This window comes from Methanobacterium spitsbergense (assembly GCF_019931065.1).
GTDB classification, from domain to species: domain Archaea; phylum Methanobacteriota; class Methanobacteria; order Methanobacteriales; family Methanobacteriaceae; genus Methanobacterium_B; species Methanobacterium_B spitsbergense.
On the sequence record NZ_JAIOUQ010000007.1, the window covers coordinates 223,389 to 245,749 of the forward strand.

Sequence of the window (22,361 nt, forward strand, 5' to 3'; positions counted from 1 at the left end):
AACCTATATAAATATATGTACATATTTGTACTCTAAAGCTTTAAATAGTACTTTGTTGTATAGTTATTTATAGTAATATAAGGTGACAACTATGATAGGCAGTGAATGTTTTTGGCGAATATAATATAAAAATAAACGAACCTAAAAGTATGGATCTTAATTTTGATTCTCCTTTTGAATTATTCAAGAATTTATACTCAAATTATTCCAGTACATTTCTATTGGAATCAATGGAAAGTGATAGTGGACTTGCAAGATTTTCAGTTTTAGGATTTAAACCATCAGCCATATTAAGGGCACGGGGAAACATCCTTGAAATAGAAAAGGATGGACAAATAGACGAAATAGAGATTGGAAACCCCTTTGATGAAATAAGAAAACTTACCTCCAATGCAACAGGTAAAAAAGGATTTAGAGGAGGTTTGGTAGGATATGTTTCCTACGAGGCTGCAAGACACTTCCAACCAATCCCGCTACAGCAAGGTGAAAAACCAGATTTTGAGTTTGGGCTGTTTTTGGATGGGATAATATTCGACAGAATACGAAATAAATGTGAATACGTAACTCTGGGTGAAAACAGATTAGAAGAAATTGAAAATATTTCAAAGCAAGAATACGAAATAGAGGGTTTACAATACAGGGAAAAAAATCATCACTTCTCAAGGCAGGAATTTGAATCGATGGTTTTAGAAGTAAAAGAAAGAATAAAAGCAGGTGAAATATTCCAGGGTGTAATATCAAATGCACGGGAATATGAATTAAAAGGGAATAAATTATCTTTCTATGACAGCCTCAGAAGAATAAATCCCTCACCATACATGTACCATCTAAAACTTGGAGAAAACGAAATAATTGGTTCAAGTCCTGAAATGCTGGTGAGAGTGGAGAATAGAATGGTTGAGACGTTTCCAATAGCTGGGACCAGAAAGAGGGGAAAAACATTAATTGAAGATGAGAAACTCAAAAAAGAACTCCTTCAAGATGATAAAGAAAGAGCAGAACATCTGATGCTGGTTGATCTTGCTAGAAATGATGTAGGGAAGGTAAGTGAATTTGGAACTGTAATGGTACCAGAGTATATGGGCGTGAAAAAATTCTCCCATGTACAACATATTGTATCGCGTGTTCAGGGAAAGCTTAGAAGAGATAAAACTGCGGTAGATGCTTTTGAAGCAATGTTTCCGGCTGGAACACTCAGTGGTGCCCCTAAAATAAGGGCTATGGAAATTATTGATGAACTGGAAAACTTACCCAGGGGTCCATACGCAGGAGCAGTAGGATATTTCTCTTTAAACGGAAATGCAGATTTTGCAATAACCATAAGGACAATGGTATGTGAAGGAAACAATGCCAAAATACAGGCAGGTGCAGGAATAGTACATGATTCCATACCTGAAGAGGAATACATTGAATGTGAAAACAAAGCAGGAGCTTTAATAAGTGCACTTAATGATGCAAGTCATGAAAATTTAGAATCAGAAAACACCTCTAGCAAAAGGAGGCAAATTAAATGATATTGATCATTGACAACTACGATTCATTTACTTATAACTTATTCCAGATGGTTGGAGAAATTTATAGTGATATAGTAGTTAAAAGAAACGATGAAATAACAGTAGAACAGATAAAAATCCTTAAACCTCAGGGAATAATAATTTCACCTGGTCCTGGTACTCCTGAAAACAGCAGGGACTTTGGAATATCAATGAATGTAATTAAAGAACTGGGATCTGAAATACCAATCTTGGGAGTATGCCTGGGACATCAGGGGATATTTGTGGCATTTGGTGGTGAAATCACACGAAATGAACCTGTTCATGGTAAACAGAGTAATATATTCCATACTGAAGATGGGATTTTCAAAGGAGTTGAAAATCCACTTCCTGCTGCAAGGTACCACTCATTATTCTGCAAAGATGAAACAAAACCAGAATGCATGGAAATTATTGCAAGAACCAACGATGGCATGATAATGGGAATTAAACACCGAGATAAACCTATTTTTGGTCTTCAATTCCACCCGGAATCCATTGGGACATCACAAGGTATGAAATTACTAGAAAACTTTGTGGAGATCCTTGTATGAACACTCAAAATAACAGGGTACAATTTGAGGACATAATAAAATATAGAAGGCAAGATCTTCAAAGAGAAATGGAATTAAAACCATTAAATATACTTAAAGATGAAATTGAATCTTACAGATTATCTAAGAACACAAATCCTGATTCAAATACTCAAACAGATGTTAAAGATCTTAAACAATCGCTGGATCAAGGTAACGATGTTGCTGTTATATGTGAATTTAAACCAGCTTCACCATCAATGGGAGATATATCAAATTCTAATCTTGAGAATGCACTGGAAATATTTGAAAAATCGGGTGCATCTGCAGTATCAATTCTAACAGAAAATCGGCACTTCAAGGGAAGTTTAGATAATCTTAGATCAGCTTATAACTTAACAAAACTTCCAATTATAAGAAAGGACTTCCTAATTAATGAGTATCAAATATATCAAGCAAAAATTGAAGGTGCAAGTTCAGTACTGTTGATGAATAATATTTATCCAGATCTTGAGAAGGGAATTTCAATTTGCAGAGAACTTGATATGAACCCTCTTGTTGAATGTAAAAACAAAGAGGAAATATTTCATTCTTTGAAGGTTGGTGCAGATATTATTGGTATAAACAATAGAAACTTCGATGATTTCAATGTCAACCTGAAAACAACTGCAAAACTTGCCAAATATGTGCCTTCAGATGTTATTTTAGTATCAGAAAGCGGAATTAAAGGTCCCAAAGATGCTAATTATCTATCAAGTTTTGGGGTTGATGCGCTTCTTATAGGGACATCTATAATGGGTGTCAAGGGATATGATGGCATGTTAAACGCAGCAACCAATATAATAAGTTCTGTGAAAGGATCAAGGATTGTTAGAAATGAAGATTAAAATCTGTGGTATCACGCGGTTTGAAGATGTTTCTAAGTGTGAAGAATCTGGAGCCAATCTTATTGGATTTATTAACATTAAACGATCCAAGAGATTTGTAACGCTACAAGAGATCAAAACTTTGGTTTCCAGTATGAAGGATAAAAATAAGGCAGTTCTTGTATTGGAACCCGATAATCCTGAAGAAGTTATAATGAAAATGAAAAAAACAGGGATAAGAATTGTTCAACTACATTCTCTTTCAAAAAACCAAATAAAATATTTAAAATGGATAGAAGGTTTTCAAAGAACACTCCTTGAAAGAAATATCACTGTTATACGGGCTATTGGAATATCTAATGAATCACTGGAAATGAAGGATGATGAGCTCAAATTTTCCAGTTCTAAAGTAAAAGAGATAGAAAACTTTGCGAAAATATGCGATGCATTACTTTTTGATTACCAAGTTAAAGGGAAAAGCGGAGGTACAGGACTCCAAATTCCTACAAAAATGGTATTAAAAGCTGTTAAAATTTCTAAAAATGTCAATCATGATATAAAAATATTCTTAGCTGGCGGAATGAACTCAGAAAGAATTAAAAATGATATAGAATTACAAGAAAATGTTTTGGATTATTTTGATGTAAATTCAGGGGTTGAAGATAAACCCGGAATTAAAAATCCAGAACTTGTGGATGAATTAATGGAAATAAGAGCTAAAATTTGATTAACAAATCTAATTTATAATTTAAGAATACAGTATAAGGATGTGATTTCTATGATAACAAATGGTAAATTTGGGAAATACGGTGGAACATTTGTGCCAGAACTCATAATTCCAGCACTTGAAGAACTGGAAGAGGCTTTTTTAAGGTACAAGGATGATGAAAAATTCAAAGAGGAACTTGAATTTTATCTTAAAGAATTTGCAGGAAGACCCACTTCTCTATATTTAGCAAAAAACCTATCAAAAAAGTTTGGATGTAAAATATATTTGAAGAGAGAGGACATGCTCCATACAGGGGCCCATAAAATAAACAATACTCTAGGACAGGGGCTTTTAGCTAAATATATGGGTAAAAAGCGTTTGATAGCAGAAACTGGTGCTGGGCAACATGGAATTGCAACTGCAGTTGTTGGAGCAATGCTCTCTATTCCAAGTGAAATTTACATGGGAAGTGAAGATATTGAAAGACAGAAACTCAATGTTTTCAGAATGGAATTATCTGGAGGCAATGTTATACCGGTTGAATCAGGTTCAAAAACTCTTAAAGATGCTATAAATGAAGCTTTCAGAGATTGGATCACAAATATTGAAACAACGCATTACCTCATTGGCTCAACAATGGGACCGCATCCTTACCCAACAATGGTTAAACATTTCCAGAGTGTGATTGGTAAAGAAGCAAGAAGACAAATCCTTGAAAAAGAAGAAAAACTTCCTGATGCAGTTATTGCATGTGTAGGTGGCGGAAGTAATGCAATGGGCATATTTTCAGGGTTCGTGGATGATGAAAATGTTTCTCTCATAGGTGTTGAAGGTGGCGGCGACGGTGTAGAAACAAAAAGAACAGGAGCAACACTATGCAAAGGTACAGAAGGAGTACTCCATGGTTCATTATCCTTCGTGCTACAGAATAATGATGGCCAAATATCAGAAGCACATTCTGTTTCTGCAGGACTTGATTATCCTGGAGTTGGTCCAGAGCATGCACATCTCAAAGTAACTGGACGTGCTGACTATGTTGCAGTAACAAATGAAGAAGCTTTAAGAGGATTTGAACTGCTTTCAAGATACGAAGGAATAATACCTGCACTAGAAAGTTCCCATGCAGTAGCATACGCTGAAAAATATGCTAAAATCGAAGAAACCAAGGGAAAAACTATTATTATTAATCTTTCAGGCAGGGGTGACAAGGATATGTTCTTAGTTGCTAAGGAAATGGGAGTGGAAATATGAAATTTAATAAAAATGAGTGTGACTGTAACAATAAGGTACAGAGTTATTCAGACATGTTTCATGAACTGAAAAATAAGGGAGAGGGTGCATTCATACCATTTGCAGTTGCAGGTGATCCTGACTTTGATTCATCCATTGAAATTGTTAAAAAGTACGTTGATAACGGAGCAGATGCACTTGAAATAGGATTTCCATTCAGCGATCCTGTTGCTGATGGACCAAGTGTTCAAGCTGCGGATATAAGGTCTTTGAATTCTGGAATGACAACTGAAAAATGTTTTGAATTTATTAGAAGAATAAGGAAATTTACAGACATTCCAATAGGTTTATTGGTATACTACAATCTCATCTACAAAATGGGAATAGAAGAATTCTATAAAAATGCCAGTATAAGTGGTGTTAATGGTATTTTAGCAGCAGATTTACCTCCCGAAGAGGCTGAAGAAGTTATTGTAGCGGCACATAAAAATAATATAGATCAGATATTCATGGTTGCCCAAACAACTAGCAATGAAAGATTAGCTAAAATAGTTAAATTGTGTTCTGGATTTTTGTACGTTGTAGCAGTTATGGGAGTTACTGGTGCAAGATCAGATATTAAAAAAAGTACTGTGGACCTTATTAAACGTGTTAGGAACCATACAGATCTTCCATTGGCGGTAGGATTTGGAATTTCAAAGCCTGAACATGTTAAAGATGTGATAAAATCGGGTTCAGATGGGGCAATTGTTGCAAGTGCTATAATTGATATTATAACCGAAAATCAGGATAATATGGATCTTGCCAAAGATAAGATAGGTAAATTCTGTCGCGAATTAAAGGAATCAACTATTAAATAAAAATTCTGCATAAAATCTTATTGAAGGATAGTGGAATAGATGATTGAGAAATGTATTACTAAAGTTGTGTCAAACACCAATTTGGGCGAGTATGAAGCGTATAATTGTATGTTAGAAATGGTGAGTGGAGAAGCTGAAGAAATACAATCCGCTGCTTTTTTAACAGCACTATCAATAAAGGGAGAATCTGCAGAAGAAATTACAGGTTTTGTCAAAGCCATGAGAAGTGTTTGCATAGAAATATCGCCTAGATTAGATTGTCCACTGGTAGATACATGTGGAACTGGTGGAGACATATTTAAAACCTTCAATGTTAGCACTACCTCTGCTATAATTGCGGCTTCGGCAGGTGTTGCAATTGCAAAACATGGAAACAGAAGCATAACAAGTAAATGCGGGGGAGCAGATATTCTCGAAGCTCTGGGAGTTAACATTAATTGTAATGCTGCAGAAGTTGAACTGTGCCTTGAAAATGCAGGAATGGGGTTCATGTTTGCTCCTAACTTCCATCCTGCAATGAAAAAAATGATGCCAATTAGAAAGAAGCTTGGTATTAGAACTGTCTTTAACATTTTAGGTCCTTTAACATCGCCTGCAAATGCAGATATACAGTTGTTAGGCGTATTTGACCCGGAATATGTTGATATAATTGCACAAGTACTTAAAAATCTTGGTGTGAAGCGTGCTATGGTTGTGCATGGTTATGATGAAAATGATGAGCCTGCGATGGATGAAATTTCAACAATTGGAAAGACTAGAGTTGCCTTTTTAGAAAAAGGCCATATAAAAGTTGAAGAAATTTATCCCGAAGACTTTGGTTTAAAAAGATGCAACCCTAAATTTATTAAAGCTCCGGAAACAATTGAAGAAAATCTAGAAGTAGTTAAATCAGTTTTGAATGGCAAAAATAGTTCAAATGAAGATAATGCACGGCTTGAAATTTGTCTTGTTAATACTGCAGCCATTTTATTTTTAGCTGGAAAAGCCAAAAACCTAGAAGAAGGGGTTAAAATAGCAATGAATTCTATTGAATCTGGAATGGCATTAGAAAAACTATTAAAATTGATTGATGTAAGTAACTCTTGAATTTATGTATCAATCAAAATATCATAGTAATTAGAAATAAAGCTATATATTCAATTTAAGATTGAATTTGCCTTAATAAGTCTAAATAAAAATTTATGTTATATTGAAAGTTAAAATACTTGTATTTTGATTTACAAATAAAAAAATAAGGAAAAATGGGGTAAAAAAATGGGGTAATTAATACTTACCTATTTACCTAATTCTAACAATTGCTCCAATTCAACTATTTTTTTTACTCAAATATAAATTTTTTGAAATAATTTAGATAGTTTTTAGGTTTACAATTTTACAAAGATATTCTTTGATTTGTGATCAAAAATTAGTATTTAAAATTTTAATGGGCCCGCTGGGATTCGAACCCAGGACCTCACGGTTATCAGCCGTGCGCTCTACCGCCTGAGCCACGGGCCCCTCTATTATAAAAAGGGGTTTTTGTACTATAATCAAAATAGTCCAAAGGAATATGCGGGTAGATTCAAGATTTAAACTTCATCATATATATCCTTTTCTCTAAATTTAATTTTCAAGGAATTTATGAAGCATTAATCCTATCATTATTAATAAGATTCACTGAGAACTTTAATCAGTTCATTCAAACATTTTTCGAAATCATCATTTTCAAGTAAAGTTAAGTGAGATCCGTAGATTACTGAATATGCTACCATAGACATTCTTAGTATATTCATATATTCAGTGATGCTTTCCAAATTATCCAATTTACGCTCTCTAAATTTATCAGATTTTCGTCTTTGAATGATATTCTCGTAAGATGATTCAACTACAATTATTATATCTGGAGAAATTATTCCAATTGGAAGAGATATGATATAACCAATATTAGATCGGTCCACACCATGGAGATCAACAAGTATCTTATTGGAAGATACTTGCATGTCCTTAATTTTGATTGCTGCAGTTTTCCAGAGGTATTCTTGGACTTCAATACTCAGATTGAACATTTCATCCCGGTTTGTAGCAAGATTTCGAGACTTGGCCACATCCAGCATTAACTCTCCATAGTTCACATATCTATATCCAAGAACCCCTGCTGCGCTTATGCAGAGTGATGTTTTACCAACACCGGGAACACCAACAATGGCTGCGATGTTCCAATGGATCATTTTTATTTGTTTACCATGTCGCAGATTGCATCAGCCATCATGTGTCCTTCGACAATAATTTCTGCCTTATCTATTTCATCAAGACCTTCTGCAGCGGTTCTTGCCTGCATGGCCATATTTGCTGCGCTCATGCATCCTGGGTTAGTAGGTGTAATTGTAATCTTAGCTGTTTTTGCTTCTTCATCAACTTCAATTCCGGTTACAAGTCCCATTTCAACAATGCTGACTCCCATGTGGGGATCTGCCACTGATGAAAGTGCTGTTCTTAATTTTTCTACTAGTTCTTCTGACATTTTATCCCTCGAAAATTTATTTATACTTTTAACATTCAATTTCAATGATATATTACAGAATAAACGTACATTATAAATATATATTTTTGTTACACATTTATTCAACATAAAATAAAGTATTTCTATTTTTTCACATTTATGCTATTTATACTTTGTACAATCCATATGTTATAAAATTTATAAAATTAATGGTTATAGATCTAACTATTTAACTCTGTGCCTAACACGGACACCAACACCTTTGGTTGATTTTATCATTTCTTCACCACTTAATACAGCTTTACCAACTCCCACCACATCGTTGTCTCTTAAGATTACAACTTCATCTTTGGGTATTATATTGGGGTCTGCATTAATTACACCGGGATTGAAGAGTGTATTCGTTTTCATATCAAAATCAATTTCCACCCAGTTTACACCAATTTCCTTTAATTTCTCACCGCCTTTTAAATTAAGCGAATATAAACCGGTTTCAAAGGATAATGTGGCTAATTGTTCTTTTTCATATAACATTCTCCTGGTGAATCTTCCAACAGCTTTGGTTCCTTCGGGAATTAATAAATCTGCTTTGGAGGTTCTAAACTGGTATCTTGCAATGGATCTGAATCCTTTTAATCGTTTTTCTTTGGTTTTAACCCGGGGATATTTTTTAACTTCCATTTTAAGATTATCCATAGAATCCCATGATGTTGTTCTCCCATCATTGCAGGTGTATACTGCATCATCCAAATATGCTTCGCACACATCTTTGTAACCACCAGAAACATGGGCTATAACATTTTTTCCTGCTACATAATTTTTTAAACATTCTCCTGTTACGTCTATTTCTTCCTTTGACCAGTCTCCTGTTGTTGATGTATCATATGATTGTATAGGATATGTACGTTCCATTTCACGGGGACAAACACCAAACGGAGAGGTTAAAATAGCTTCCTGAATATTTTTTGTTGCTCTCATAAAAATGGTGTGGGATTTAGACGAAGAATAGGGTTTTCGCATACTGCATGGTAATACAACAACTACATCTCCAACTGGTTGGAGCAAGTTCATTCTTTCTCTCCATCTAACTGCTTCTGGTCTATAAAGTGATTCATCTGTAATACATGGGATTTTCATAAGATTTCCTCAATTTTAAAGAAATATTTTTAGAATAAATATAACTTAATTATGTTGTTACTTTTAATTTTCATTATAAATCAATTCTATTATTTTTACGATATATTATAATTCTGGAATAAAAAAAATTAGTTAAAATATTAAGAAATGAGCTTATATGTTATGATTTTGAAAGATTTACCATATTATTAGATTGCATTTCCAGTTCACCTTCATCAATAAGTTTTTGAACCACTATTTCAATGCGCTTTGCTGTTGCTCCTCGAGTTACTTTGATTCCAAATAGTCTGGAGGTTTGTCTTACTATTTCGTCCATTGGTGATGCATATTGAGTTTTGATAACAATTTTTGCTGCTTCAGCAATTTCATCATCACATATCAGATTTATTTTTGCAGGTGGATCTCCAGAGCGGCGACGTACAATTATGGGACGATTATTAGGGTATAAAAATTCATCTTTAACTGTCACAACTCCATTTTCCTGTGCTTGCATTATGCCTTCCATTATGGCATCTTGAATTCTTTTCCCTGCTCTTTTAAGCCCCCATGCTATCCTTATACGTCTTACAACTTCGCTTATATGAACTGGTCCTTCAACATCAACTATTTGACACACCACATTTGCAAGTTCAGAATTTGATTTTTCATGTATCTGGCCACTTATAGGGATTCCAAGTTCTACACAAGTAGTATAATCCTTAACAGGATCGGGGTCTTCCATGGAATCATTATTATCAATTAGGTTTTCAGCTACTTCTCGATTTTCATTCAATGTGTCTTCTGATATTTCATTTACTTTGTTGTAGGTTTCATCAAAAACTGGTAATTCATTGGATAGCTCATTGATTATTGTTGTTGGTTTCTTTTGATCAGGAATATTCTTTTCATATGCTGGTTCATATTCTTCTGATAACCTATCTTCAAGCGAGACCTCAGATTTTTCATCAACATTACTCACAATGGGTTTCAGATTCTTAGCATTCTCAACAGCTTTTAAAAGTCTTTTTTCTGATTCAGCACGATTTCTGTACCAATCTGTGGACCATACTCTGTATATATGCCATCCTAATCCCTCAAGTATCTGCTGGCGGAGTCTGTCCCTATCCCTTGAAACAGGTGAACTATGATAACTTTCTCCATCACATTCAATTCCAAGTAAATATCTCCCATTATCAGAAGGATCTAAAACTGCAAGATCTATTCTGAAACCTGCACAACCAACCTGTTTATGAACATCATATTTGTGTGCTTTTAAAAACTGGAAGAGTGAATCTTCGAATGCAGTTTCAGTATCTTCTCCTGATTGATAAGTGCTTTCCAGTCTTTTAGTTTCCGAATATTTAAGGAATGATTTCAGTGCCCTGAGTCCAAAGGCAGCATTTTCATTCAAATTCATTTCTGAGTGTCTGAAATTTGAGAATACAATGCATTTTTCCCGTGCACGTGTAATTAAAACATTTAAACGTCTTTCACCGCCCTCTCTATTTAAAGGCCCGAAGTTTAAACTCAAATGTCCATTTTCATCTTTCCCATACCCTACACTAATAAATATTACATCTCTTTCATCACCTTGAATTGTTTCAAGATTTTTAACAAAGAAATGTTCGTCCATATCACTTGAAAAATACTTTTCGAGTTTAGGATGTTTTCTAAGGTAAAGTTCAACTTCTTCAAGAATTGCTTGCTGTTGTTTAATATTGAAAGTTCCTATACCTAGGCTCTTACTTTCACCATACTTTTTGTAGTGATCACCTGCAGCTTCAACAACCCTTCTTGCTTCTTGTCTATTAGATGAACTTCTTCCTCGATCATATACTGTATCTTCCATATACTCAAACTTCAAACCAAGGGTAGTTGTTTCATGACATGGTGAAGGATAAATCAATAAATTATTATCATAGAATTCTTGATTTGATAAAGCTATGAGTGATTCATGTCTGCTTCTGTAGTGCCACCTCAACATTTTTGTAGGAAATCTTCCCTTACAGAGATGGAGTATACTTTCCATATCTGAAAGCGATGCAATTTCATAATCTTCATTTTCATCTGTCTCTAACATTATATCAAAAAATGATGTTGGTGGCAGCTGACGAGTATCACCCATTACAACGGCTTGATTGGCTCTTAAAAATGCTCCAAGAGCATCTTCGGGTTTTACTTGACTTGCTTCATCAAAAATCACTACATCGAAGCGCAGATCCTGCGAATTCTTTGGATCAATGAACTGTGCAACAGAAAGAGGACTCATCATAAAGCAGGGTTTAATCCTCTGTATTAGTCCACCTGCATTGGATAAAAGTTTCCTAATGGGCATGTGCCCCCTTTTCCTGTTGAATTCACTTAAAAGAATTCCTAATTCAGAATTACGAGAAGCAACACTATTTATTTGGGGTCTATGTCCAGATATTATATTGGCTATTCTTCTTCGGTTAAGGGAAATAACATTCCTGTCAAGATCAATGAACCTGCTGATCTTGCGCTCGTGAATTTCCCCAATGAAATTGGCTAGAACAGGATTGTTTAGGAAAGCATTTCTCAGAAGATCGTCTGCAAAGTTGGCCTTTAAACAGGGAATTATATCTTCAATTTCAATTTTATCTGCTTTTATCAGTTCTATTATAGGATTAACAATCTCACTAGGTTTTTCAGCTAAAATTGCTGTTAATTGAGACCATTTTTGTAGAAGTGGCATTCCTTTTTGGTAATCTTCCATTTTAGATTCTAATGCATGGAATTGGACCAATCTTGATTTGCGTCCAAACACCAGTTCTTCATCTATTTTAATATACTTTTTAATTTCATTGTAAACATTTAGAAATTTATTATAGTCCTTGGAAAGTTTTTGAATAGAACCATTGATCTTAGCGGAATCTGGTTCATTTGTAATTATATCAAAGGTTCTTTCTGTTATTTTACCCGTTTTTAATAGTTTTTTAAGAGTCAATACCCATTCAGCAAGTTCTTTTATTTTTTCAAGATCTGTTTTATGTCCCTTCCACTCTTTTCCAAATACTTCTCTAGCTTCAGCATCAAGTTCATCTATCTTTTTAAGAATTTGCTGACATTCTTTCAACGATTCCAGATCGCTAATTATAATCTGGTCTTCTTCAGGAACAGTATCATTGTAAAGTTGTGCAATTTTGTCTTTGGATTTTTTATATCTGCCTCTAAATGTTTTTAGGAATTTTGTAGAGGTTTCCATGTATTCATCAATCAAATGTTGGATATCTGTATTTAAAACTCCATTTTTAAACCTTTTTTTAAGTTTTTCATTGTTGGAGTTAAAAACGTCTAGTAAATCTATAATCTTAATAATGTCGCTTCTTCCAATTTCCCAGAGTGGATTGTTAAGTACTTCTGGGTCTGTTGTGACAGGTGAAGCAATTAAAACAGCTATTTTAATTGAATTATCCATTTCGCTTTTATTTAATGGTTTTCTGATACCTGTCAATTCCACCAGTTCGTAGAGATCAGCTTCAACATCGTTCAATGTTGAAACACAATTTTTTAGAAGTTCGATAATATCTTCCTTATCTGTTGGAAGAATGGTTCCTGGTTCTGTATTGTACCATGGATTTTTTGAAATGGGTTTAAGGGGTTTAATAACTTCTGATACATTTTTAAGTGTTGAAATAGCACTTTTCCATTCTTTGGAGCTGTGCTGTTCAGGGTTTATGATATGTGCCCTTGGAATATTCCGTTTAACTTTTTTGAAGTGTTGAATTGCTTCTTCCTTCATACCAAATAGCTTGAAAGGTGAAAAACCAGATTTTCCAAGAGGTGTATGCAGTACATGATTGTACTGATTCAGTTCCATTTTCAGTCTCTCAAGTTCGTCAAATTCCTCGTCAAGAGAACGAAGAGGCTCCTGATGACTATAAATGCTTCTTTCAAGGCCTTTTAAAACATTTTTCTTGTTGGATTTATGGCTATGAAGTTCAAGACAAAACTCTCCCAATCCAATATTGTCTAAACGATTTTTAACTACTTCTAAAGCAGCCATTTTTTCACTAACAAATAGAACTGTCTTGTCATTGGCTATTAACTCAGAAATAAGATTCACAATTGTCTGGGATTTTCCTGTGCCTGGAGGACCCTCTACAACCATGTTTTTTCCAGATTTTGACTCTTCTATAACAGCTATCTGAGAAGAATCCGCATCAACTACATGATAAATTTTATCTGATCTAAGTCTTTTATCCACATCCTCTTCATGGAACTCTGATCCATTCAAATCTTCAGGATGATCAAATAAAGCTCTAATAATACTATTTTCTGTAATTGACAACCCATACCAGCTTTCAGGGTCAAGATCCTTGTACATAACAAACTTAGTGAAACTGAAGAAGTTCAAGTATATATCATAAATAATCTTCCAGTTTTTCATTGGTTCTATAGCTTCAACAACTGATTCAAAGTAATGATATATCCCTTCTTTTTGTTCGGGCATTTCAAAATCAGGTAATTCTATTCCATGTTCAAGTAGTTTTTCTTGGAGAGAAATGTTTGGTATGATATCTTCACCAGTCCAAACTAATTTGAAAGAGCCCCTTACTTTTTTACGCTCAAGTGTTACAGGTATGAGGATCAAAGGTGCTCTCCTCATAACATCAGGTTCATTATTTTCATTCCATTCAAGGAATCCTAATGCCAGATACAGTATATTATATCCCTGTTCTTCAAGCATAGATTTTGACTGTTGATTAATGTAAAAAAGACGTTTTTGAAGTTCTTCAGCTTCATGATTGGTTTGTAAAAGTAGATTTCTATGTTTTTTTCCTACCTTTTGATTGGGTAGTGGTAATTTCCATAATAATGAAGCTTCTTTATCACTGATATCCAATTTTTTAAGTTTTAATTCTTCTTTGTCAATTCTTTCAGAGTCTAATTTTACTGGAGTTTCATCGGTGCTATCGATATCAACATTATTTTCATCTATTGCATTTTGATCAAAGTTATTTTTTTCCTCAAGATTTTTGACAATTGTTTTTTTATTGGATTCATTGGCCTGTCTGGGCATGAATCGTAATTTTTTGTCTTCTAAAACCATTAACTGGTATATCTCTGTTGGAATTTCATCAACTACCCTTATTGATCTGGCTTGAGGTTTGAAGTTAAGAAGCTTGTTTCTCATGGTCAAATCTAACAAATTTTTTCTAAGTGCCCCTATCTTAACCTCTATGTTCACATTTGCAGATTCTTCCATTTTGATACCTCAAAAACACATTTGATGATATAATATTCTTAAAAAAGTATCTTGCTCTCATATTGAATAAGTTTTTCTATTAATTATCTCATATTCTTTCCAATTTGTAATTGTTCTAAAGTTAAATATATCAATATTTCAAAATGAAGAAGTCTAATATATTTTATTTGAATATATGGAATAATATTGGAAAAAGACTGAATTTTGTTTATGATCAAAAACAATATTAATCAACTAAGAATTCATAAAAAAATCTATTTTTGATATAAAAAATTAGAACATGAATTTGTATTATTCCAATTAATCAATTTCTTCTTGATCATTGAAAAATATGGTAAATTTAGTACCCATATTTGAGTCGAGGACTAGTTTCCCATTTATCTGCTCTGTTAAACTGTTTATTATTTGCATTCCCAGTGTTCCTGTTTTTTGGAGATTCAGATCTTTAGGAAGACCAATTCCATTATCCGCTACAGAAAGATAATATCGACTATCCTCTTCCAAGTGCAGTTCTACCTTTATTTCGCCATTTCTACCATCTGGAAATGCATGCTTCAAGGAGTTGGTTAGTAATTCATTTAGGATTAATCCAAGAGGAATTGAAATTTCAACATCTAATATGATATTATCCACATCTAAAACAAGTTTCACAAGATTTTTATCGGTGGTGTATGTGTTATACAGGTCATTTGAAAGTTTTTGAAGGTACTCAGTGAAATTTATATGTTTAAGATCCTCTGATTTATAGAGCTTTTCATGTATCAATGCCATTGATTTGGCTCTGTTTTGACTTTCCCTGAAAATTTCCTTGGTGTCTTTATCTTTAATATATCTAGATTGAAGGCTTAGAAGGCTTGATATTACCATAAGATTATTTTTTACCCTGTGGTATATTTCTTTCATCAGGATATCCTTTTCCTGAAGTGTTTTTTCAAGTTTTTCTTCTATTTCTTTTCGTTTGGTGATATCATGTGCAATATGAATACTTCCAATTAATTTACCATCATTGTCACTAATTGGAGATGCAGTAACAATGAAGTAGCCTCCAAGATTTTCCTCATAAATTTCCGAGGAATGTTCCAACCCATCTTTTAGGAGCTGTGCATGTGGACAGTTAGCGGGTGGTTTTTCAGAGTTATGTACTGCATGGTAACATATGGTCCCCATCAGTGTATTGGGGGATTTATTAACCTTATCTGCCATTGCCTTGTTAACTTTGACAATCCTATGATCAGTATCAAGTATAGCAATTAAATCAGGAATTGCATCAAATATGAGTTCGCATCCTTTTTCTGAACCTAAAATGCTTTTTTCTATTATTAAATTCCTTTCTCTGTACATGTAATCTCCTTTTTGATTTGAAAAATATTTGTTAGTGTATCATTTTCAATTAAAGATTGAGAAAAAGGGGTTATAAATATTTTTACAAGTACTCACCATTAACCCATTTTACCCCACTTGCCCTTGCAAGATCTCTGTTGATACTGACAATGTCTTCTTTATCCAGCTTGGACACATCATTTTTACCAACAATCCTTGTTAAGTTGGCAATTTCTTTGGTTGATATTCCAATGAAATTGCTTAGTTTTTTAACACTTTCTTCATGATCAACTTGTTTAATAAGCTGTGGATTTTGGGTTGTAATTCCAGTTGGACATCTTCCTGTATTACAGATACGATACTGTTCACAGTTAATTGCTATTAAAGCAGCTGTTCCAATATAAACAGCATCAGCACCTAATGCAAGACATTTAGCAAAGTCTGCTGAACTAAGCAACCTTCCTCCTGCAATTAGTGAAACACTCTTCTTCACTCCAAGGTCTTTAAGCAGTTTAAATGCTCTGGGGATGGCAATGAATATGGGGATTCCTACATTATCCCTTACATATTTATCTGTGGCCCCTGTTCCTCCACCAAAACCGTCTAAAGCTATAAAATCAACTCTGGATTCCACTAATATTTTAACATCTTCTTCTACATTCCCGCAACCAATTTTAGCCCCTACTGGTACTCCTGAACTGATTTTTTTAAGCCAAGATACTTTATTTTTAAGATCATCAGGATTAAGAATGTCTGGATGGTGGGCGGGGGAGTAGGATGCTTCACCTTTTTCAAGACCTCTCTTCTCTGCAATTTCTGCTGTTATCTTTTCAGCTGGCAGGTAACTGCCTTTACCAGGATATGCACCTTGTCCAAATCTTATTTCAATTGCACCTGCATTTTTCAGTATTTTTTCATCTACACCAAAGCGTCCTGTCGAATATTGTACAATAATATTTCCCATACTATCTTCAATTTCTTCGGTCAAAACTCCTCCTTCTCCTGAATTAAACCCAATTTTCAATTTTGAAGCGGTTCCTGATATTACTAACCTGGTTATTCTAGATACTGCACCAAAGCTAAGACCAGAAATCATAATAGGGCTTTTTATCTTCAATGGTTTAGTTGCTTCAACACCAATAGAAATTTCAGTATTAACATGATCCTCCAGATTTAGTGGAATATGCTTTACTTGTGCAGGCACAAAGAAAAGATCTTCAAGTGAGAATGGCAATTCCTTAAGGGAACCCATAGATCCTATAACACTCTTATCCATGGCACTGGAATCTTTAATATCCACAATTGTCTGGTATATTGAATCATTTTCATTTATTTTCTTTTTACGCATGAAACTTCTGCTTTCACCAACCATATCCTTGTTACAGAAGTAAATACCCTTCAGTTTATATTCAAAGAAAATTGGACAGGTATTGCATATACAGACTTCGGGATCAATATCACATTTACTGGGTCCTTTACTACAGTAAAGAGACTCTCCACTACATTTATAGGGATAACTTGGACACACCTTACAATGGCATTTATCACGATTTTCAGGGGTGTTTTTAATGTTGATTAATTTTTCTTCAGAATCCTGAACCATTTTATTTCTCCAATTCAATTATTATCCTTTACAAATAACTTATTAGACAAATCGCATAGGATCTGTATCAATATCTACAATTACTGGTTTATCAGATGAAAGAGCCTTAGATACTGCATCTGGAAGTTCATCTGGATTTTTGACACTTATTCCTACCCCTCCACATTCCCGGGCAAATGTTGCATAGTCCATGTTTTGGAGTTCTGTCTGCCAATTTGGATATCCTTCCATTTTCTGTTCCTGCATTATCATACCTAACTGTTGGTTATTAAAAATAAATACCTTAATGGGAAGACTGTATTTAACTGCGGTTAAAAAATCTGCCATTACCATTGAAAAGCCACCATCACCAGTTATACAGATAACTTGTCTATCAGGAAATACAATCTGTGATGCAAGGGCTGCTGGAAGTCCAAAACCCATTGTAGCAAGGCTACCAGACATTAAAATCTTCTGTGAATTTTTCATCCAAAAATTCCTTCCAAACCACCAGCAGTGTTCTCCAACATCTAAAGTTATAATGGCATCTTTGGCTATCATGTTGTTTAGAACATTAATAATGTAAGGTGCCCTTAAAGGAGATTTTATATCATCAAATTCTTCATTTAAAAGTTGTACCCACTCATCCTTTAAACTTTTAATTTCCATGAGATATTCTCCCCTTTCCCTTTTCTGGACAACATCATTCAATGCCGGGAGAATTTCAGAACTGTTTCCAACCAATCCCACTTCTACTGGAAACCTTCGTGCTATCATCATTGGATTGAAGTCTATTTGAATTGTTTTCTTTTCGGGTATTTGAGTCATATCAGAAAATGAAGATCCCACTACAATAATTAGATCTGCTTTATCAACAAGTATAGTTGAAGCTGTTGAACCTATACCTCCGTGACTTCCAACATAAAGAGGTTCATCTTCATCAACAACTCCCTTTCCCTTGAAAGTTGTTGTAATAGGAGCATTTATTTTATTTGCAAATTTTAATAAAATTTCGCCCTGATCAAGGGCACCTAAACCTGCAATAATCACAGGTCTACTGGAATGATCAATTACTCTTCCTGCCCTGTTGATCATAAATTCTGCTGGTTTGGTTGCTCTACTTGGAAAATTTCCCCGGAATGGTACAATTTTTGAAGAATAATATTGTTTTTGCACATCATTGGGAATTCCAATATGTGAAACACCATGTTCAACAATTGCATGTTTAATTGCCAGTGTAGAAAGAGTTGTTGTCTGTTCCTTTGACATGAGAATCTTATTAAAAACGGTGAATGGCTCGAAAAAAGAGTACTGATCAATTTCCTGGAAAGAACCTGGCCCAATCAGCTGCCTTTGAACCATACCTGTTAATGCAACTACAGGAGAATTATCGAGCTTTGCATCGTATAGTCCTGTGGCAAGGTTGGTTGACCCTGGTCCAGCAACACTTAAACAAACTGCAAAATTTCCTGTAAGCTTACCATATGCTGATGCCATAAATGCAGCTGTCTGTTCATGCCTCACTTGAATAAATTCAAGTTTATCATTCTTTTTGATTGCATCAACCACTCCTAAAATTGAGGTTCCTGGAATACCAAATACATGTTTGAGGCCCAATTCAACCATCTGTTTTACAAGAATATCAGAAACTGTTGTACCACCCTTTTCATATTCTTCAATTTCTTCTGTAAGCAAAACAAAAACACTCTTAGGAGAGTTACAAACTGGACACCTCCAATCATCAGGCAGTTCTTTAAATTTTTTACCCTCTTCATCTTCATCATATAAATAATTACAGACAGTACACCTATATTTAGCCATTTAAACACCTACTTATAATTGTTTAAACTTCGATATTCGTTAATTATGGTATTTAAAGTTAATAAATCATTGTATCAAATTTGTAAGCTCATTACTTTTCTAGTTTAAAATAAAAATTTAGGATTATACTGTAACAGAATTTGGTTTAATTATTATATTTAAAAGTCCAATCAATAGCTATGGGAAAGTACAAGATTAACTCTATCTCGGACAATGGTGTATTTGTTGTTACAGAATCCTATAAAAATTTGTACAACAAATTCAAAAGCCTTAAAAATAGTAGGGGAAGAATAATTCATGTGATTGGGGCTCCTGGTACTGGTAAATCTGCAAACATATATGCTGCAATGGATGAATTGGGGTTAAATGTTTATGATGTAGAATTCACCATCAAAGATGTTGATTCTAATTCAGAAGAAGTTTTCAAAGAGATCTACAACTTTTTAAAGATGAACACCAATGCAAAATCTAAGGAAGAAGTATATAAAAATTTATCAAAGTTTGATGTTGTACTTTTCGCAGACAGGTTTCATGATTCCCATTTACTGAATGACAATAATGTAGGTTTTAGTATATGGACTGAACATGCAGGATTCAACTCAACAAAATTCTATCTTTATTGTATATGGGAATATATTAACGAAAGAAAATCTTTTAAAGAAATTAACATAGTATTGCAAACAGCGTGGAGGGTTTATATCCTGGGGAAAAAATACGATATTTTCACAGACTTAGGAATTCTGTCACGTATTATTGTTGCTTTTATGAAAATATTATTTGAAGTGGTAGAAATATCCTACTCCTCCCAAGAAACACTTAAAATAGTAAAAGAACATTTTGATGTTGATGAAAAGCTCATTGTGCAATACATTCATAAATATGGATCTAAACCCAGATTCATTTGTGAGGCATTGGAAAATAATGAATAGCACTTTAATGATTAGATAGGTTTATTTTAAGGTAATGTACCAATAATGATACTGATTAATTAATGCAGAGCAATATTTCTAAAAAAAGTTCGTTAATGAGTTGTAAAGAATTATCAAGGGAGAATAATGATAAAAACTTTAATAAAGTCCACAAGAATATCATGGGCTGCTAAAAACCTTAATATGTATCTTTTGGTTCTTACCTATGCTTATTTTGCAGATATATTTATAAACAATCCATTTGAAATACTCGAAGGTCTTATCCTGGTATCTGCACTTTGGGGAGCTTTATACAGTCTAAATGATCTTACTGACTTGGAATATGACAGAAAGGATAAAGAAAAGCAGAAAAGACCATTTATTCAGGAACATGTTGAAAAAAAATGGATAATACTTTTCTGTACAATTATTATATCCTCTGTATTTGTTATTGCTGTGACAACTCTCAGATTTTCATTTACAATTATATTAGGATTAATGCTACTGAATCAATTACTTTATACTGTTCCACCAATAAGACTTAAAGATACAATATTTGCTCCTTTTTCGAGTACTGCAACCAATTCTATACTCAGAATGGCTTCTTGTGCAGTGCTGTTAGGAAATATTTTCATTGTTCCATTGAGTGTTTACATTTTTATGTATACAGCAAGCATGGGCACTTACATTATGTACAAATCTAAACAAACTGCAGCAAGTGCCCTTACACTTATTTCAGGAGTCATATTGGTTTATGCATTTTTAGTAGGAGATATGAATTTAATACAGTTTGCAGTAGCAGTTTTACCCGCATTTTTGGCAACCATACCACTTTATCTTTCTCTATTCACACAAAAGGATAAGATGTTTGATATAGCAGATATTCTCTATCATCAAATAGCAATGCTGTTTTTCTTGATCAGTATAATTTACATACTTTTCTTCCACAACATTCCATTATAAAAAAATAAATATAAAATAAGTAAGTATCTAGAAAAGTTTTCCTAATTTTAGAAGAGCCTTTGGAGATACTTTTATAAGTAATTTTACTAGTTCAGTGGTGCTTATATTTTCAAATTCTGTATCTTTAAATGCTTCTGCTATTGAATCAAGATCAGAATCTGAAAGGCTTAGCATGTAATCCTTTGTTTTCAAGTATTTCTCAAAGGAGTCTCCAATTTCTTTCTTGCATTTATCCTGATATTCCTTTAATCTTTTTTCAGAATAATCTCCTTCTTTAACAGCAGCTGCAGCTACTTCTCCTGCGTACATACCTGCTTCAAGTGCGGTAATGATTCCTCCACCTGTTAGTGGGTTTACATGTCCTGCAGCATCTCCTACTATAATTAAATTATCTGAAACCAGTGTTTTTAGCATTCCGCCCACTGGATCTCCGCCAATGTTAAGTTCAACCGGTTGTGCATTTTTGGTTGCAGGACAGTTGGCAACAAATTCTAGTAGATGTTCATAGGCGCTTTTATCTGTTTCTGTTGATACTATTCCAAGACCAACATTTGCTATATCATCGCCCTTTGGAAAGATCCAAGCGTATCCACCGGGTGCAACACTTCCAAAGTAGAATTCGATACAGTCAGGATCTTCCATTTCAAGACCAACCATTTCAAATTGAATTCCAGATTCCATATTTTTAGGTTTAACAGCAGTTTTTAGACCACCCCATCTTCCAACCCGGGATTCTGGCCCGTCTGCACCTACAACTATCTTAGCTTTGATCTCAAAGTCCTCTCCCATACTCTCGCAGCTCACAACATAGCTATCAAAGTCCTTTCTCATACCCCTTGCAAGAGTTTTAATCATTATGGTTGCACCTGCTCTTGCAGCGTCCATTGCCATGAACTTGTCAAAAACTTTCCTCTCAAGTATGTAACCTGCCTCAGGAAGTTTCACTTGGTCTTCCCTCATCCAGACGTCAGTACCATTTGGAGAAACTAATCTTACTCCACTAAGTTCTTTTGTAACCCATCTACTACTTGGTTCAATTCCAAGTTTTTTAAGGCCATCTTTCGAAACACCTTCAGCACATCTTTTAGGTGCTCCTATTTCAGATTTTTTATCCATCAGAATAACATCTGCCCCGTTTAAAGCAGCATGTTTTGCAGTGGATGATCCAGCAGGACCTGCTCCTATTACAAGCACATCTGTCTCTATTAACTTCAT

Annotated in this window: 17 protein-coding genes and 1 tRNA gene; 9 read left to right on the forward strand and 9 right to left on the reverse strand. The window is 34.2% G+C overall.

The features are described 5' to 3' along the window. Positions 1-101 precede the first annotated feature (101 nt). The 7 genes from trpE to trpD are packed head-to-tail and all read left to right on the forward strand — an operon-like array spanning position 102 to position 6,816. On the forward strand, positions 102-1,514 hold the full coding sequence (gene trpE / locus K8N75_RS06750) for an anthranilate synthase component I (protein ID WP_223791319.1): 1,413 nt from the start codon (positions 102-104) through the stop codon (positions 1,512-1,514). Further along, positions 1,511-2,086, forward strand: a complete 576-nt coding sequence (locus tag K8N75_RS06755) for an anthranilate synthase component II (RefSeq protein ID WP_223791320.1) — start codon at positions 1,511-1,513, stop codon at positions 2,084-2,086. Before trpE ends, K8N75_RS06755 begins: the two co-directional genes overlap by 4 nt. Next, positions 2,083-2,952, forward strand: coding sequence for an indole-3-glycerol phosphate synthase TrpC (locus tag K8N75_RS06760; protein WP_223791321.1), 870 nt, complete (start codon positions 2,083-2,085; stop codon positions 2,950-2,952). The genes K8N75_RS06755 and K8N75_RS06760 overlap by 4 nt, the downstream gene beginning before the upstream one ends. Further along, positions 2,942-3,658: a phosphoribosylanthranilate isomerase gene (locus K8N75_RS06765; RefSeq protein ID WP_223791322.1), complete on the forward strand. Its 717-nt coding sequence runs from the start codon at positions 2,942-2,944 to the stop codon at positions 3,656-3,658. Before K8N75_RS06760 ends, K8N75_RS06765 begins: the two co-directional genes overlap by 11 nt. A gap of 51 nt (positions 3,659-3,709) precedes the next feature. Continuing rightward, on the forward strand, positions 3,710-4,891 hold the full coding sequence (trpB, locus tag K8N75_RS06770) for a tryptophan synthase subunit beta (protein WP_223791323.1): 1,182 nt from the start codon (positions 3,710-3,712) through the stop codon (positions 4,889-4,891). Further along, positions 4,888-5,730, forward strand: a complete 843-nt coding sequence (gene trpA, locus K8N75_RS06775; protein WP_223791324.1) for a tryptophan synthase subunit alpha — start codon at positions 4,888-4,890, stop codon at positions 5,728-5,730. Before trpB ends, trpA begins: the two co-directional genes overlap by 4 nt. Before the next feature lie 39 nt (positions 5,731-5,769). Next, the gene (trpD, locus tag K8N75_RS06780) at positions 5,770-6,816 is read left to right on the forward strand and encodes an anthranilate phosphoribosyltransferase (protein ID WP_223791325.1); all 1,047 of its coding nucleotides are present in this window, start codon (positions 5,770-5,772) and stop codon (positions 6,814-6,816) included. Between the two features lie 338 nt (positions 6,817-7,154). Here trpD and K8N75_RS06785 read toward each other — a convergent pair. From K8N75_RS06785 to K8N75_RS06820, 8 genes are all read right to left on the reverse strand, one after another. After that, positions 7,155-7,227, reverse strand: a tRNA-Ile gene (locus K8N75_RS06785). A gap of 146 nt (positions 7,228-7,373) precedes the next feature. Then, entirely contained in the window at positions 7,374-7,937 is a 564-nt protein-coding gene (locus K8N75_RS06790; protein ID WP_223791326.1) for an adenylate kinase, read from the reverse strand. Between the two features lie 2 nt (positions 7,938-7,939). Next, on the reverse strand, positions 7,940-8,230 hold the full coding sequence (locus tag K8N75_RS06795) for a metal-sulfur cluster assembly factor (RefSeq protein WP_048190056.1): 291 nt from the start codon (positions 8,228-8,230) through the stop codon (positions 7,940-7,942). 204 nt (positions 8,231-8,434) lie between these two features. Then, positions 8,435-9,346: a DUF5591 domain-containing protein gene (locus tag K8N75_RS06800; protein ID WP_223791327.1), complete on the reverse strand. Its 912-nt coding sequence runs from the start codon at positions 9,344-9,346 to the stop codon at positions 8,435-8,437. Positions 9,347-9,506: 160 nt separating this feature from the next. After that, positions 9,507-14,552, reverse strand: coding sequence for a DUF3320 domain-containing protein (locus K8N75_RS06805; RefSeq protein WP_223791328.1), 5,046 nt, complete (start codon positions 14,550-14,552; stop codon positions 9,507-9,509). Positions 14,553-14,852: 300 nt separating this feature from the next. Further along, complete coding sequence (locus K8N75_RS06810) at positions 14,853-15,893, reverse strand: histidine kinase dimerization/phosphoacceptor domain -containing protein (RefSeq protein WP_223791329.1); 1,041 nt, start codon at positions 15,891-15,893, stop codon at positions 14,853-14,855. An 82-nt stretch (positions 15,894-15,975) separates the two neighbouring features. Beyond that, positions 15,976-17,475 (reverse strand): glutamate synthase-related protein, encoded by a 1,500-nt coding sequence (locus K8N75_RS06815; RefSeq protein WP_223791330.1) that lies wholly within the window; start codon positions 17,473-17,475, stop codon positions 15,976-15,978. Between the two features lie 42 nt (positions 17,476-17,517). After that, a complete protein-coding gene (locus K8N75_RS06820) occupies positions 17,518-19,275 on the reverse strand; it encodes a thiamine pyrophosphate-dependent enzyme (protein WP_223791331.1) in 1,758 nt (585 codons plus the stop codon). A gap of 179 nt (positions 19,276-19,454) precedes the next feature. Here K8N75_RS06820 and K8N75_RS06825 point away from each other — a divergent pair, with 179 nt between their 5' ends. Both K8N75_RS06825 and K8N75_RS06830 read left to right on the forward strand, forming a co-directional pair. Beyond that, complete coding sequence (locus K8N75_RS06825; protein WP_223791332.1) at positions 19,455-20,204, forward strand: P-loop NTPase family protein; 750 nt, start codon at positions 19,455-19,457, stop codon at positions 20,202-20,204. A 126-nt stretch (positions 20,205-20,330) separates the two neighbouring features. Further along, complete coding sequence (locus K8N75_RS06830; protein ID WP_223791333.1) at positions 20,331-21,146, forward strand: UbiA family prenyltransferase; 816 nt, start codon at positions 20,331-20,333, stop codon at positions 21,144-21,146. A gap of 27 nt (positions 21,147-21,173) precedes the next feature. Here K8N75_RS06830 and K8N75_RS06835 read toward each other — a convergent pair whose 3' ends face one another. Next, positions 21,174-22,361, reverse strand: a complete 1,188-nt coding sequence (locus K8N75_RS06835) for an NAD(P)/FAD-dependent oxidoreductase (RefSeq protein ID WP_223791334.1) — start codon at positions 22,359-22,361, stop codon at positions 21,174-21,176.

What these genes read in the sequence shown, in the direction of transcription:
- K8N75_RS06790 (WP_223791326.1), bottom strand. Translation starts at nt 7,937, where the DNA reads ATGATCCATTGGAACATCGCAGCCATTGTTGGTGTTCCCGGTGTTGGT.
- K8N75_RS06805 (WP_223791328.1), bottom strand. Translation starts at nt 14,552, where the DNA reads ATGGAAGAATCTGCAAATGTGAACATAGAGGTTAAGATAGGGGCACTT.
- K8N75_RS06810 (WP_223791329.1), bottom strand. Translation starts at nt 15,893, where the DNA reads ATGTACAGAGAAAGGAATTTAATAATAGAAAAAAGCATTTTAGGTTCA.
- K8N75_RS06800 (WP_223791327.1), bottom strand. Translation starts at nt 9,346, where the DNA reads ATGAAAATCCCATGTATTACAGATGAATCACTTTATAGACCAGAAGCA.
- K8N75_RS06820 (WP_223791331.1), bottom strand. Translation starts at nt 19,275, where the DNA reads ATGGCTAAATATAGGTGTACTGTCTGTAATTATTTATATGATGAAGAT.
- K8N75_RS06830 (WP_223791333.1), top strand. Translation starts at nt 20,331, where the DNA reads ATGATAAAAACTTTAATAAAGTCCACAAGAATATCATGGGCTGCTAAA.
- K8N75_RS06795 (WP_048190056.1), bottom strand. Translation starts at nt 8,230, where the DNA reads ATGTCAGAAGAACTAGTAGAAAAATTAAGAACAGCACTTTCATCAGTG.
- K8N75_RS06815 (WP_223791330.1), bottom strand. Translation starts at nt 17,475, where the DNA reads ATGGTTCAGGATTCTGAAGAAAAATTAATCAACATTAAAAACACCCCT.
- K8N75_RS06760 (WP_223791321.1), top strand. Translation starts at nt 2,083, where the DNA reads ATGAACACTCAAAATAACAGGGTACAATTTGAGGACATAATAAAATAT.
- trpD (WP_223791325.1), top strand. Translation starts at nt 5,770, where the DNA reads ATGATTGAGAAATGTATTACTAAAGTTGTGTCAAACACCAATTTGGGC.
- K8N75_RS06825 (WP_223791332.1), top strand. Translation starts at nt 19,455, where the DNA reads ATGGGAAAGTACAAGATTAACTCTATCTCGGACAATGGTGTATTTGTT.
- K8N75_RS06835 (WP_223791334.1), bottom strand. Translation starts at nt 22,361, where the DNA reads ATGAAGTTAATAGAGACAGATGTGCTTGTAATAGGAGCAGGTCCTGCT.
- trpB (WP_223791323.1), top strand. Translation starts at nt 3,710, where the DNA reads ATGATAACAAATGGTAAATTTGGGAAATACGGTGGAACATTTGTGCCA.
- K8N75_RS06765 (WP_223791322.1), top strand. Translation starts at nt 2,942, where the DNA reads ATGAAGATTAAAATCTGTGGTATCACGCGGTTTGAAGATGTTTCTAAG.
- trpA (WP_223791324.1), top strand. Translation starts at nt 4,888, where the DNA reads ATGAAATTTAATAAAAATGAGTGTGACTGTAACAATAAGGTACAGAGT.
- K8N75_RS06755 (WP_223791320.1), top strand. Translation starts at nt 1,511, where the DNA reads ATGATATTGATCATTGACAACTACGATTCATTTACTTATAACTTATTC.